Origin of the sequence: Phaeobacter sp. HS011 (genome assembly GCF_018101215.1) — a bacterium.
GTDB lineage: Bacteria > Pseudomonadota > Alphaproteobacteria > Rhodobacterales > Rhodobacteraceae > Phaeobacter > Phaeobacter inhibens.
Genome location: NZ_JAGEUF010000005.1, coordinates 315456 through 329311 on the forward strand (window position 1 = coordinate 315456; position 13856 = coordinate 329311).

The 13856-nt window shown below is 58.7% G+C and carries 15 protein-coding genes; 5 read left to right on the forward strand and 10 right to left on the reverse strand.

All coding sequences use genetic code 11. The features are described 5' to 3' along the window. Nucleotides 1-2 precede the first annotated feature (2 nt). The 3 genes from J4721_RS12100 (at nt 3) to J4721_RS12110 (ending at nt 2593) form a co-directional block, all read left to right on the forward strand. The gene (locus J4721_RS12100; protein ID WP_014876038.1) at nt 3-575 is read left to right on the forward strand and encodes a cob(I)yrinic acid a,c-diamide adenosyltransferase; all 573 of its coding nucleotides are present in this window, start codon (nt 3-5) and stop codon (nt 573-575) included. Between the two features lie 333 nt (nt 576-908). Beyond that, nucleotides 909-1667 (forward strand): electron transfer flavoprotein subunit beta/FixA family protein, encoded by a 759-nt coding sequence (locus J4721_RS12105; RefSeq protein WP_014876039.1) that lies wholly within the window; start codon nt 909-911, stop codon nt 1665-1667. Beyond that, complete coding sequence (locus tag J4721_RS12110; protein WP_014876040.1) at nt 1667-2593, forward strand: electron transfer flavoprotein subunit alpha/FixB family protein; 927 nt, start codon at nt 1667-1669, stop codon at nt 2591-2593. The genes J4721_RS12105 and J4721_RS12110 overlap by 1 nt, the downstream gene beginning before the upstream one ends. 91 nt (nt 2594-2684) lie before the next feature. On the opposite strand, the gene J4721_RS12115 is transcribed toward J4721_RS12110, so the two are convergent. Further along, nucleotides 2685-3506: a DUF6473 family protein gene (locus J4721_RS12115; protein ID WP_014876041.1), complete on the reverse strand. Its 822-nt coding sequence runs from the start codon at nt 3504-3506 to the stop codon at nt 2685-2687. A gap of 155 nt (nt 3507-3661) precedes the next feature. Between J4721_RS12115 and J4721_RS12120 the strand changes: the two genes are divergently transcribed. Next, nucleotides 3662-4537, forward strand: coding sequence for a 3-hydroxybutyryl-CoA dehydrogenase (locus J4721_RS12120; RefSeq protein ID WP_014876042.1), 876 nt, complete (start codon nt 3662-3664; stop codon nt 4535-4537). Between the two features lie 92 nt (nt 4538-4629). On the opposite strand, the gene J4721_RS12125 is transcribed toward J4721_RS12120, so the two are convergent. From J4721_RS12125 to J4721_RS12155, 7 genes are read right to left on the reverse strand one after another with little or no spacing between them, the layout of a single operon-like run. Further along, nucleotides 4630-5520, reverse strand: a complete 891-nt coding sequence (locus tag J4721_RS12125; protein ID WP_014876043.1) for a lysophospholipid acyltransferase family protein — start codon at nt 5518-5520, stop codon at nt 4630-4632. A gap of 34 nt (nt 5521-5554) precedes the next feature. Continuing rightward, on the reverse strand, nt 5555-5824 hold the full coding sequence (locus J4721_RS12130; RefSeq protein WP_014876044.1) for an HPr family phosphocarrier protein: 270 nt from the start codon (nt 5822-5824) through the stop codon (nt 5555-5557). Next, nucleotides 5825-6232 (reverse strand): PTS sugar transporter subunit IIA, encoded by a 408-nt coding sequence (locus J4721_RS12135; RefSeq protein WP_014876045.1) that lies wholly within the window; start codon nt 6230-6232, stop codon nt 5825-5827. 9 nt (nt 6233-6241) lie between these two features. Then, a complete protein-coding gene (gene rapZ / locus J4721_RS12140; protein WP_014876046.1) occupies nt 6242-7132 on the reverse strand; it encodes an RNase adapter RapZ in 891 nt (296 codons plus the stop codon). After that, complete coding sequence (locus J4721_RS12145; RefSeq protein WP_256440705.1) at nt 7125-7562, reverse strand: HPr kinase/phosphorylase; 438 nt, start codon at nt 7560-7562, stop codon at nt 7125-7127. Before J4721_RS12145 ends, rapZ begins: the two co-directional genes overlap by 8 nt. 3 nt (nt 7563-7565) lie before the next feature. After that, the gene (locus J4721_RS12150) at nt 7566-9278 is read right to left on the reverse strand and encodes a sensor histidine kinase (RefSeq protein ID WP_027248533.1); all 1713 of its coding nucleotides are present in this window, start codon (nt 9276-9278) and stop codon (nt 7566-7568) included. A 33-nt stretch (nt 9279-9311) separates the two neighbouring features. Further along, entirely contained in the window at nt 9312-10013 is a 702-nt protein-coding gene (locus tag J4721_RS12155; RefSeq protein WP_014876049.1) for a response regulator transcription factor, read from the reverse strand. 347 nt (nt 10014-10360) lie between these two features. Between J4721_RS12155 and J4721_RS12160 the strand changes: the two genes are divergently transcribed. Further along, on the forward strand, nt 10361-11959 hold the full coding sequence (locus tag J4721_RS12160) for a phosphoenolpyruvate carboxykinase (RefSeq protein ID WP_014876050.1): 1599 nt from the start codon (nt 10361-10363) through the stop codon (nt 11957-11959). 73 nt (nt 11960-12032) lie between these two features. Here J4721_RS12160 and J4721_RS12165 read toward each other — a convergent pair whose 3' ends face one another. Next, entirely contained in the window at nt 12033-12932 is a 900-nt protein-coding gene (locus tag J4721_RS12165; RefSeq protein WP_102873457.1) for a cation diffusion facilitator family transporter, read from the reverse strand. 58 nt (nt 12933-12990) lie between these two features. Next, a complete protein-coding gene (locus tag J4721_RS12170) occupies nt 12991-13779 on the reverse strand; it encodes a sulfite exporter TauE/SafE family protein (protein WP_102855891.1) in 789 nt (262 codons plus the stop codon). Nucleotides 13780-13856: the final 77 nt, after the last annotated feature.

Sequence of the window (13856 nt, forward strand, 5' to 3'; positions counted from 1 at the left end):
CCATGGTCGTATTGAACAAGATCTACACCCGCACCGGCGACAAGGGGGATACCGCGCTTGGCAATGGCGACCGTGTGGCCAAACATTCCGCGCGGGTGAATGCCTATGGCACCTCGGATGAGCTGAACGCCTTTGTCGGGGTGGCCCGGCTGGAGGCCGAGAATGAGATGGATGCCGCTCTGGCCCGCATCCAGAACGACCTTTTTGATCTTGGCGCAGATCTGTGTCGGCCGGAAATGGACAAGGACGCTCATGCCGACTACCCGCCCCTGCGGGTTGCCGATGCGCAGGTCTCGCGGCTGGAAGCGGAAATTGATGCGATGAACGCGGAACTCTCGCCGCTCCGCAGCTTCGTGCTGCCTGGCGGTGCCGCCCTCTCCGCGCACCTGCATGTCTGCCGCACTGTGGCGCGGCGCGCTGAACGTTTGGCGACCGACCTTGCCACGCAGGAGGACATCAATCCGGCGGCAGTGAAATATCTCAACCGGCTCTCGGACTGGTTCTTCGTCGCATCACGCGCTGCCAACGACAATGGGGCACGCGATGTTCTGTGGGTGCCTGGCGCCAATCGCTAGCACCCCAAGGCATCTTTCTGGCGCCGTACGGGCCAGTCAGCCTGTACGGCGCGTCATCTACCCGAAGTTCGCCAATGGCTACACTGGCAAGCGGACCGCCTTGCCGACGGGCCATGATTCTGCGCCACGATCTGCTTCCCTTGCGGCAGTGCAGCATCTTCCGTCGCAACATTCCTGCAAAACTGCTGATGCAAACCGTCAGACGCGACGTCGGAGGGCGGTAACGTGACGATTTTGCCCTGTTGCGGCGCAATCTAAGCCGCTATCAACATCGCGAGAGCATGGAGGAGAGTCGCCCCGGCGGCTTGCCGTTTGTTAAGGAGAGAACGCAAAATGAAGGTACTCGTGCCTGTCAAGCGCGTGATTGACTACAACGTGAAGGTCCGCGTCAAAGCGGACGGCAGCGGTGTCGATCTCGCCAACGTCAAAATGTCGATGAACCCGTTCGACGAAATCGCCGTCGAAGAGGCCATCCGCCTCAAGGAAGCTGGCAAAGCAGATGAGATCGTTGTTGTCTCCATCGGTGTGAAGCAGGCGCAGGAAACCCTGCGAACCGCGCTGGCCATGGGCGCCGATCGCGCAATCCTCGTCAACGCCGCTGATGATGTTCACACCGACATCGAACCGCTGGCCGTTGCCAAGATCCTAGCCAAAGTCGTCGAAGAAGAGCAGCCCGGTCTGGTTCTGGCCGGCAAACAGGCAATCGACAACGATATGAACGCAACCGGTCAGATGCTGTCTGCGCTCTTGGGCTGGTCCCAGGGTACTTTTGCCTCTGAATTGGACGTCGATGGCGACAACGCTGTTGTGACTCGCGAAGTGGACGGCGGCCTGCAGACCATCAAAGTGAAGATGCCCGCTATCGTCACGGTCGACCTGCGCCTGAACGAGCCGCGCTATGCCTCGCTGCCGAACATCATGAAGGCGAAGAAAAAGCCGCTCGACGAGAAAACTGCCGCTGACTACGGCGTCGATGTCTCGCCGCGTCTGGAAATCATTTCGACCACCGAACCCGCAGCTCGTGCCGCAGGCATTATTGTTGGCTCCGTTGATGAGCTGGTCGGGAAACTCAAAGAAGCGGGGGCTGTGTAATGGCTGTTCTTCTCCTTGCCGAAGTGACCGATGGCGCGCTGGCGCTGGACGCAACCGCAAAAGCGGTTACCGCTGCGGGCAAACTGGGCGATGTTACGGTGCTGGCCGCCGGCGCTTCCGCAGCCGCCGCTGGCGAAGAAGCCGCCAAGATTGCTGGCGTCGCCAAAGTTCTGGTTGCCGAAGATGCGTCGCTGGGACACCGCCTGGCGGAGCCGACTGCAGCGCTGATCGCGTCGCTGGCATCCGACTACGAGCATATTGTTGCGCCCGCGACCACAGACGCCAAGAACGTTCTGCCCCGCGTGGCGGCCCTCTTGGATGTCATGGTGATCTCGGACGTGTCCGGCGTTGTTGATGGCGACACCTTCGAGCGCCCGATCTACGCAGGCAACGCGGTGCAGACTGTAAAGTCGCGTGATGCGAAAAAGGTGATCTCCTTCCGGACCTCCACCTTTGACGCGGCTGGCGACGGCGGTTCTGCCTCTGTTGACACCATCTCCGCAGCTGAGAACCCCGGCCTGTCCGAATGGGTTGAAGACAAGGTCGCCGCAAGCGACCGCCCTGAACTGACGTCGGCCGGTGTGGTCGTTTCCGGTGGTCGCGGTGTTGGCTCCGAGGAAGACTTCAAACTGATCGAAAGCCTCGCAGACAAGCTGGGTGCCGCAGTTGGTGCATCCCGCGCAGCAGTTGATTCAGGTTACGCGCCGAACGACTGGCAGGTGGGTCAGACCGGTAAGGTCGTCGCACCAGAGCTTTATGTTGCGGTTGGCATCTCCGGTGCAATCCAGCACCTGGCTGGCATGAAAGACTCCAAGATCATCGTTGCGATCAACAAGGACGAAGAGGCCCCGATCTTCCAAGTGGCCGATTATGGTCTTGTCGCTGATCTGTTCCAGGCCGTGCCTGAGCTGATCGAGAAGCTGTAAACTTCGCAGATATCTCATGAAGGAGCCCGCAACTGGTGTTGCGGGCTTTTTTCGTGGCCATCCATAGGACAGTTTTCCGATGGAGCTGGGCCTATGTGGTCAGGCGGGGCCGCAGATACTGCGCCACCTGTTGTGCTATTCGCAGATGCTCCTTCGGTCCCAGCATGCGCTGCGCCGAGGGCAGATCAAGTTGGCCGTAAAACATGCCGTCAATGTCAGCGGCGTCACGTGCCGTATGTACGGGAATTTCCAACACCCCGAGGACGCGGGCGCGCAGCGCATCCACCATGGGCCGGTCCACGAGCGCAGGTTCGTGACCAAACAAAGCCTGCTGGTCGACGTCATAATGCACCCACAAAAGCGTCACCGCACCGTTCAGGGCCGAGATCAACTCTCCCATGCGCTCAACCCAAGTATCCTGCAAATGATCGCGAACCGTTTCGTAACGGGTTGTACAGCAAGATCTGAGCGCGCTCAGCAGATGCTTGTTGAAGTGATATTCGGTAAAGTCCACTTCCGGGTAAAGTTCCAGCAACGGGTCATGTGCGCAGAGGAACCTGTCATTGCGTCGCGGATGCACCTTGTAATAGCCGTTGGAGATATTCTGTGCACCAAGCACCTGCAGCAGCGTGGTTTCAGCCTGGCCCGCGATTTCCAGAAGATCAGGATCGCTCAGGAAACTGTCGACCCCGGCGTTCACACTGCCGAGGTTCACGCAGACACGGTCAAGCAACGCCTCGGCTTCAGATACAAACGGTCGTTCGACAAAACGTCCAAAGACCTCTGTGCCGCCAATAAATGCCAAATATGGTTCAGTCAGATTACGCGCCGGCCCGCGGACCAATAATTTCGAACCCGCATAGCTGCAAGGCTCGCCCGCAAGCGCTGTCGCGCTCTTGAGTTCATAGCTCATAATACCCACCAAATTTCACCCGAGACTCACCTAACCCGAGATCCGTTGATGAAATGCTAATGCTCAACTTTGCCTAAAAAGCCACCCAATCGGCCTTGTGCCCTCCGCAGACCCGCCAGTATGATCCGCCGGAAAACTCCCAAGAGGCATGAGCGATGGACATCCAGAAAATAGGCGTGATTGGTGCAGGCCAGATGGGCAATGGCATCGCTCACGTGATGGCCTTGGCAGGCTACAACGTTGTTCTTAATGATATAAATCAGCAAGCGCTGGACGCGGCCGTAAGCGCAATTCAGAAAAATCTGACCCGTCAAGCCAGCAAAGGCAAGATTGACCAGACCGAAGTTGAGGCCACGCTGGGGCGCATCTCGACCTCACTGACGCTGGCCGATATTGGCAAGACCGATCTGGTGATCGAGGCGGCGACAGAGCGGGAGACTGTTAAGCAGGCCATTTTCGAGGATCTGCTGCCGCATCTCCTGCCGCACACGATTCTCACGTCCAACACATCTTCGATTTCCATCACCCGACTGGCCAGCCGCACCGACCGCCCAGAGCGGTTCATGGGGTTCCATTTCATGAACCCGGTGCCGGTGATGCAGTTGGTCGAACTGATCCGTGGTATCGCCACTGATGAGGCCACCTTCTCAGCCTGCCATGCGGTGGTGGAAAAGCTGGGCAAGACTGCTGCCAGCGCCGAAGATTTCCCCGCCTTCATCGTGAACCGCATTCTGATGCCGATGATCAACGAAGCGGTTTATACCCTCTATGAGGGCGTGGGATCGGTGAAATCAATCGATGAGTCGATGAAACTGGGTGCCAACCACCCGATGGGTCCGTTGGAACTGGCTGATTTCATCGGCTTGGACACCTGCCTAGCGATCATGAACGTGTTGCATGACGGTCTGGCGGATACAAAATACCGCCCCTGCCCGCTGCTGACAAAATATGTGGAAGCCGGCTGGCTTGGCCGCAAGACGCAGCGCGGATTCTATGACTATCGCGGTGAAACACCGGTGCCAACGCGCTGATCCTGAATGGGAGGAGGGGGCGTTGCCCCCTCTTGCTCTGGCGACCGATTCACCCCAGGGGTGTTTTAGCCAGAAGAAGAACTCGCGATTGATCAGCTGTCTTCGCCGAGGCTGAGCGTATGCTCCCGCAGCCAGGCCATAAAACCGCGCGGATCGCTCTGCAGTTTTTCCATCTGCGCCTCGGTCAGCGGTTCGCCGACAACCGGGCTTTGTGGTTTATTGCAGGATCGCACGATCTCATGCAGCAGCAACCCCTGCCGCAGGATTGGCGACACCCGGTTGGCGATCTGGTACCACCGGGAATTGCTGCCCGGGAAGAAAATTGGCACCACCCGCGCGCCGGAACGACGGATCAGCTGCGCTGTGAAGACGTTCCACTCCTGCTCAATCGCGGGGCCGAACCATGTCTCTGACGACATCACCACGCCGGAGGGGAACAACGCCACCACACCGCCCTCCTTCAGATGAGCCATGGTTTTGGCCCGCATTTCGACCATCTTGCTTTGCGCTTCGGGATCGTGAGGGAATGGCACCGGGATCATGAAAGAGGTCGCCGCCTCATCCAATCCGGTCAGTACCGAGCGTGTCAGGATCCGGTAGTCCTGCCGTACCCGGCCAATGAGGTCCGCAAAGATCATGCCATCGACCATGCCATGTGGGTGGTTCGCAACCACAACCACCGGTCCTTCACCAGGGATCCGCTGGATCTGTTCCATGGGCGTTTCGAGATCGATACCCATTACATTCAGGGCACCGCGCCAGAATTTCTGACCACGATATTCAGCATTACTGCGTTCAAAACGACGCACCATGCGCAGGATTGTCAGCTTTCCTGTGCACCATTCGATCGCCCGGATCGCAAGCGACGTCCAGCGATCATCAAAGGAATTGGCGTAGGTGAGCGTCCGGCGGTCATAGATCTCGCCGGTCTCTTCGGTCCCTGGCGTCACGCCAGTGTCCCGATCATGCGCAGTATCCGCCAAGTGCCTTGTCCTGTTCCGTAGTCGTGAATGAGCCTCAGTAGCCTTCGCCGAACTTATCGGCAACAAGCGTATCCAGCGCTGAGGCCAGCGCCTCTGCATCCGGGCCCGAAGTCTCGATGTCAATAGTCGTTCCTTTTGAGGCTGCCAACATCAAAAGCCCCATGATGCTGTCTCCGGACGCCGACAACCCATCCCGCGACACCTCGGCCGTGGCATCAAAGCCTTCAACCACTTCAACCAGCTTGGCCGATGCGCGCGCGTGCAGTCCTTTTTCGTTGACGATTTTCAGCGTTTTCTGAACCATTTAGTGCGCTTGCTCCCCTTCGGGGTTGATGTTTTGGGCGTTAATGTACTTGCGACCCGCCTCCATGGCATGCCGGACCGCATCGGCCACCGGTAGATGGCGGGATTTTGCCAGTTTGATTAGCATAGGAAGATTGGCCCCATAGAGAATCCTTCGATTAGCTGGGGTGCAGGCCAAAAGGCTGAGATTAGACGGAGACCCGCCAAACAGATCGGTGACCACCACCACGCCACCGCCGCTGTCGACCGCGTCAGCGGCCCGACAGATCTCGCGCTGTTTCTCGTCCCGGTCATCTTCCGGACCGATACTGATAGCCTCAAGGCAGACCTGAGGACCCACGACATGCTCCACGGCGGCCAGATATTCTCTGGCCAACCCCCCATGTGCAACGATCACGATTCCGATCAAGCCGGTCCCTCACTTCTGTCGCGGGCCGTGCAGCTCGCGGTGCCTAATTGACACCTGCTGCCCGTCTTCCGCAAGATCCTTTGCCAGGGTTTCTGCCAGTGTGACCGAGCGGTGCTGCCCTCCGGTGCATCCAAATGCTATAGAGAGATGCGATTTACCTTCTTCTCGGTAGGCAGGCAACAGCAAGCGGATCAGATCCAGCACCCGATCGAAGAACGGCTCATAGCGGCTGTCCTCACGAACGTAAGACTGTACCGCCACGTCGCGCCCGTCTAGACTGCGCAGGCTCTGTTCCCAGTAAGGGTTGCGCAGAAAGCGGCAGTCAAACACCATATCGATACTGCGCGGAACGCCGCGTTTATAGGAAAAGCTCTGCAAGGACACAGCCAAGGACCGCCCGCCAGGGGCAAAGCGCCGTTCGATATCCGCCTTTAGCTGATGGATGTTCAATTCGGAGGTATCCAGCAACAGATCAGCGCGGTCGCGGATCGGCAGCATCAGATCAATCTCACGCAAGACCCCGACCTCCGGATCTTCTGCCGGAGCAAGCGGGTGCCGCCTGCGCGTTTCCGAATAGCGCCGCAGCAGGACTTCACGGTCCGCATCAAGGTACAGCACGGTCAGATCAAGATCCCGGCGCGCTGACAGCATATCGATGACATCAAGCAGCGCCGCCGGGGAGAAATCCCGGTTGCGGCTGTCGAGTCCAAGCGCCATCGGGCGAGTCAGGCTGTTGGCGTCAACCAGTCCCGGCAGTAGTCGAAGCGGAAGGTTGTCAATCGCCTCAAACCCGAGATCCTCAAGCACATTGATCGCAGTGGTACGCCCTGCACCAGACGGGCCTGTCACCAGGACGATCGGCACCGCCGTCGGGTCGCAGGCAATATCCGGGTCACGCATCGGGGTTAACGCTTCCGTATTTGAGCAACTGTATCAGTGCGGGCGCGAACTGGGGGCCATCGACGCGGCGCAGCAGGCGGATTGGCTGGTTCAGGATCATGGTTTCCAGCTGGGGTGGCAGGCGATCTGTTTCAAGCTGTTCCAGATCAACAACGGCGGTCAGCCGGGATCGCGAACATGCGCTGGCCCGCAACAGCCCTACGCCGCGCGCTTCGATCATGCCATGCAGGGCTTCAGGGGCTGAGGCCTCCAGCCCCTGATCGTTTACAGTCACGATCACCTGATCATCGGAGACCAGCGCCGCCCCAAAGGCCATCAACTGCAATGCCAATGTCGATTTTCCACTGCCGGATCCACCTGTTATCAATAGCCCATTCCCAGCGACGTCGACGCAGCTGGCGTGCAGCCGACAGGTGAGGGTCGCGATCATCACTCAGACCGGCAGGCCAACGACGAACCGCGCGCCAAGAGGCTCCGAAGTGATGTCGGCTTCGGTCGGGCGGATGTTCTCAGCCCAGATCACACCACCGTGTGCTTCGACAATCTGTTTGGAAATTGCCAAACCGAGGCCAGAGTTATTGCCAAAGTGCTCAACAGGGCGCTGCGAATAGAAACGCTTGAACACTTTGCTTAGGGCCTGATCGGGGATGCCGGGACCGGTATCCTCGACCACGACCAAAACGCGATTGTCGCGGCGGCGCGCCCAGACCCGGATCGCATCGCCATCCTCGCAAAACGAAACCGCATTTGTAATCAGGTTGACGAAAACCTGGGCCAGCCGAGCCTCCAATCCCTGAATCATGATTGGGGTTTTCGGCAAATCAGTGATGTAGTCGATGCCCTTCCCGCGGGCGTCTTCGCCAAGGAACTGGTTGAGGTTGCCCAGCATATGCAGCAGGTCAAAACTCTCTTCATCCTCTTTGACCAATTCCGCATCCAGTCGTGAGGCGTTGGAAATGTCGCTGACCAGCCGGTCCAGACGCCGCACGTCATGCTCGATGACATCCAACAGCTTCTCACGCTGGTCTTCACGTTTGATCATCCGCAGCGTTCCCACGGCGGATTGCAGGCTCGCCAGCGGGTTCTTGATCTCATGCGCCACGTCCGCTGCAAACTGCTCGTTGCTGTCGATGCGGTTATAGAGTGCCTTCACCATGCCGCGGAGCGCCCGGCTGAGGCGGCCGATTTCATCGGGGCGTGCACTCAAATCGGGGATGCGGATACGCCCCGGTTTGGACTTTCGGGAATCCCCGTCCCGGCCCAGCTCAGCCGCTTCGGCCAGATCCGCGAGCGGGTTGGCGATGGTAGAGGCGAGGACGAGGCTCAGGCCGATGGAAACAACCAAGGCCACGACAAACATCTGCAAAACGCGTTCCTGTTCGCCACGAACCAAGGCGTCAATCTCGCCGGTGGGCGACGCCAGTGTCACAACACCAATGGCCTGCCCCTGAAAGAGGATCGGCGTAGCTGCGGAGAACACCGTCCCGCCGCTGGTATCGACGACGGCCTTCACCTCGGTTCCGCCTGCCAAGGCCTGCTGCACCATACCGCGCAGCTGGTCTTCCAGCGGCTGAGCCTCAGGCTCCGGTGCGTCCGATTTCAGCAAGCCGCCCGCCGCCGACCAAAGCGCAGCGAGACCATCGCTGATCAGGGTGGCTGACGGGTTGTCATCCGTCAGCAGATCCAGCGCGCCGCCTTGTTCGACACCTTTGGTCTGTGCGATCAGCGTGCCAGCGGTATCAAAAACGAAGACCTCAGCCCCGGCGCGCAGGCTAATATTCTGCAGAGTGGTCACCGGATCGATGCCATCGCCGACAGCAAGGCTGACCGTGCCAACCTCAGGCAGCTGCGCCTCAAACACATCCGAGATCAGCATCGCCTCTGCCGCAAGGGCCCCGGCGCGCTGCAGCACCAGACTCTGGCGTGAGGAATTGAGATAGAGAATGCCCGAAACGAGAATAATCAGCGCGATGAGGTTCAGCGTGATGATCTTACGCGTCAGCGGCGAGCCCCGCAGCGACAGCACACCACGGCGCGCGCGCTTGTCCTGCAGCTCACGCGTGACGTTCTGGTCCGGTGCGACCCAGTCGTCGCCCAGAACAACATCATTATCCCGCTGTGAACGGCTTATGCCGGAATCGCGCATCGGCGTTTTACTCCGCCTGCCCCCATACGGGGGTTACTCTTCATTGTAACGGTATCCGATACCGTAAAGCGTCTCAATCGCCGAGAATTCAGAGTCCGCGCTGCGCATCTTCTTGCGCAGACGTTTGATATGGCTGTCGATGGTGCGGTCATCAACATAGACCTGATCATCGTAGGCGACATCCATTAGCTGATCTCGGCTTTTGACAAAACCGGGGCGTTGCGCCAGCGCTTGCAGCAGCAGGAATTCGGTCACAGTCAGTGACACGTCCTGCCCCTTCCAGCTGACCGAATGGCGCAGCGGATCCATCCGCAGGTTGCCGCGCTCCATCACCTTGTTTTCAGTGGTCGTGGCGACCGCATCGCCACTGATCGCTTCCTGACGGCGCAGCAAAGCGCGGATCCGCTCGACCAGAAGCCGTTGAGAAAACGGTTTCTTGACGTAGTCATCAGCCCCCATGCGCAGGCCCAGCACCTCGTCTATCTCATCATCTTTGGAGGTGAGAAAGATCACCGGCATCTGGGTTTTCTGCCGCAGCCGCTGCAACAGGTCCATGCCATCCATACGCGGCATCTTTATATCGAGAACGGCCATATCCGGCAGTTTTTTGTTGAACGCGTCCAACGCAGCCTGCCCGTCATTGTAGGTCTCCACCTCGAAGCCTTCAGCCTCAAGGGTCATCGAGACCGAAGTCAGGATATTCCGATCATCATCGACTAAAGCAATCTTAGACATCTGATTGGCCCCTAATCTGCTCTTTTTGCGTTTTTTAGACGTTCATCGCCGTTCTATCTCGGCGAATCAATGCCAATTGAAGAATCTGGACACAGTTTCGCCTCAATTGAGACAAAAATACCTTAGCAGGCGCTGAAGATTCCGGCAGTCACCCCTGCAAATTGTCTTTAAAAAAAATGGTTGCGCTAAACATCGCCTTGATGGCGCTAACTGCGTCAAACCGTTCTGTTCAGCGTGCAAACCCTCATGTTAAGACCAGCCACATCGGCTGGTTGTGCCGATTTCTGCCCCAGGGCGCGGCTTTTATTGTTTGCGGCCTTTGATGGTCGACACAGGAGAAAGAACACATGGCATCTGGACGGGTTAACCCGCAATTCCGCCTCGAAGATCAAGGTATCGAAGGACTGGGGAACGTCTATTATAACCTCATGGAGCCAGCCCTGATTGAGGCGGCCCTGAAGCGCGACGAGGGTACGCTTGGCAATGGCGGCGCCTTTCTTGTCACCACCGGCAAGTTCACCGGCCGCTCCCCCAAGGACAAACATGTCGTAAAGACTGACAGTGTGGCCAAGACCATCTGGTGGGAAAACAATGCCGAGATGAGCCCCGAGGGCTTTGACGCGCTCTATGAAGATATGCTCGCCCATATGCAGGGCAAGGAATACTATGTTCAGGACCTCGTCGGTGGTGCGGACCCCGCCCATGCGATCAACGTCCGCATGGTGACCGAGCTGGCTTGGCACGGTCTGTTCATTCGCACCATGTTGCGCCGCCCTGACCGTGAAGATCTGGACGACTTTATCGCGGATTTCACTGTCATCAACTGCCCCAGCTTTCAGGCCAATCCGGAGCGCCACAACTGCCGCAGCGAGACCGTGATCGCGATGAACTTTGATCGCAAGATGATCCTGATTGGCGGCACTGAATACGCCGGTGAGAACAAGAAATCTGTCTTCTCGCTGCTGAACTACCTGCTGCCGGAGAAGGGCATCATGCCGATGCACTGCTCCGCCAACCACGCCAAGGGCAATCCGGTCGATACGGCTGTGTTCTTTGGCCTGTCGGGCACCGGAAAGACCACCTTGTCTGCAGACCCGGACCGGGTCCTGATCGGCGATGACGAGCACGGCTGGGCCGACAACGGCACCTTCAATTTCGAAGGCGGCTGCTATGCCAAGACCATCAACCTGAATGCTGAGGCAGAGCCGGAAATCTACGCCACCACCTCCAAATTCGGCACCGTGATCGAAAACATGGTGTTCAATCCGGAGACCAAGGAGCTGGACTTCAACGACGACAGCCTGACCGCCAACATGCGCTGCGCCTACCCGCTGCACTACATCTCCAATGCCTCGGAGAGCGCACGCGGCGGTCACCCCAAGAACATCATCATGCTGACATGTGATGCCTTTGGGGTGCTGCCTCCGATCGCGCGGCTGACACCGGCGCAGGCAATGTATCACTTCCTGTCCGGTTTCACCTCCAAGGTGGCCGGCACCGAGCGCGGCGTGACCGAGCCGGAGCCCACTTTCTCCACCTGCTTTGGTGCGCCCTTCATGCCGCGCCGTCCGGAAGTTTATGGCAACCTCCTGCGTGAAAAGATTGCCGAGCACGGTGCAACCTGCTGGCTGGTCAACACCGGCTGGACCGGCGGTGCCTACGGCATCGGCTCGCGCATGCCGATCCGTGCCACTCGTGCCCTACTGACCGCAGCGCTGGACGGCTCCCTCGCTGAAGCAGAGTTCCGCAAGGACGGCAACTTTGGCTTTGATGTACCTGTGACCGTTCCCGGTGTGGCCGAAGTTCTGCTGGATCCGCGCCGCACCTGGGATGATCAGGCCGCCTATGATACCCAGGCTGCGAAGTTGGTTCAGATGTTCTCTGACAACTTTGAACAGTACCTGCCCTACATTGATGATGACGTGAAAGCCGCGGCCATCGGCTGAGCTCCACAGCTTCGAAACACAAAAAGCCCTGATCTTCTGATTGGGGCTTTTCCCTTTCCGGGTTTCCCACGCGTTACTGTCCCGGCTTGATACCGCTGTCTTCCAACTTGTGTTCTGGTTCCACGTGGATCGTGACCTGCGCCGTCGGCAGCGCCACGCGGATAGCTTCTTCAATGCGATCACAGATCGCATGAGATGCCCGCACGGTCATGTCTCCTGCAACGACCATGTGAAATTCGACAAACACCGCCTGCCCGGCCCTGCGGGTTTTTAGCCCATGCACCTGCAACGCGCCTTGGGCGGTTCTGTGAATGATCGCAGCAATCTCATCCCGCTCATTCTGGGGCGCAGCCTGATCCATCAGCCCCCCAACTGATGAGGCCACAACCAGATAGCCTTCACGCAGGATGTTAACCGCAACCAGCAGGGCCAGGACCGGGTCAAGCAATGACCAGCCCGTCCCCATCGCGAGAACCAACCCCATCAGAACTCCCGCAGAGGTCCAAACATCGCTCATCAGATGGCGACCGCCTGCGGCCAATGCTGGGGATTTAAGTGCCGCCCCCCGTGCGATCAGCACCCGCGCCCAAAGAAGATTTATTACCATTGCGCCCGCATTGACCCACAACCCGGCCGCGCTCCAAACCAAGGGAGCCGGCACGAGTAAGGCGCTGATCGCCTCCTGAAGGATCAGCAGGGCTGCCACGATGATCATGATCCCTTCCACGACAGCCGAGAAATACTCCGCCTTGTGGTGACCAAAGGGATGCCCCGCGTCAGCCGGGCGACTGGCGTAGCGAACCGCAAACCAGGCAATGATTGCGCCGCCGATATTGACCAGAGACTCCATCGCATCGGAAAACAGCGCAATTGAACCGGTCAGCCACCAGGCCAGCGCCTTTGCACAGAGTACCAGAAGCGCGACCGCGATGGATGTGGTGGCCAGCTGTTCAGCGCTCAGTCGCTTTGCCATCTGCGGTCCTCTTCGCGTGCTTTCCGCCCCATACCGGCCCTAACATGTCTGTTAGGCCCTAATACATGAGGCCCCGTCGCAGCAGATTTGCCCCAGCGACCAGCAATACAACCAGCGTCGCCCGTCGAAAGGTGACCTGATTGATCCGGTCCTGCAAGCGTCCACCGATCCACATACCAAAAATAGCAGGCGGGATCAGCAGTAACGAGAACGGCGCTGTATCTGCCCGCATCACACCAGATCCGATATGCGCAACCAGCAGCGCCACCGCGCCCAGCCCGTAAATCACGCCCTGTACCCGCATCTGTTCACGTTTCTCCGTGCCAAGGGCGGTCAGATAGGCCACTGTCGGCGGCCCCCATATCCCGGAGAATCCACCGATGAACCCGGCGAAGGCAGCAACTATCGCCTCAACGCGCGGCGTGGCACGGGAGATCGGGATGGCGATCCCAAACAGCTGCAGCACGGCAAACAGGGTGATCGGGGCACCAATCAGGATCAGCATAATATCCTGCGGTAGAACCCGGACAAGCTGCGCGCTGGCCAGCAGAAAAACGAGACCAATCAGCAGGAAGATCCTGAACCGCTTCATCGACTGCCAGGCCGCCTGCCCCCCCTGCCGCAGGGCCTGCATTCCGTTGGTCACCAAAGTCGGCAGGATCAGCCCGGCCAAAGCAATATCCGGTGGCAGGAACAGACTGAGGCCGGACACGAGAATCATCGGCATGGCGAACCCCACCATCCCCTTCACGGCGCCGGCAAGCGCCGCAATTGCAAAGGCCGCAAGTAGATGTACAGAGATCAACTCTGCTGGGAGGAAAAGCATAACAATTGAATTATCTGACATGATCAGACCCTTAGCACAGGTTTTCTCCGCTGCGCGCGCAAAATCTTTACGTAATTTTTGATCCAAACGTAATGTCA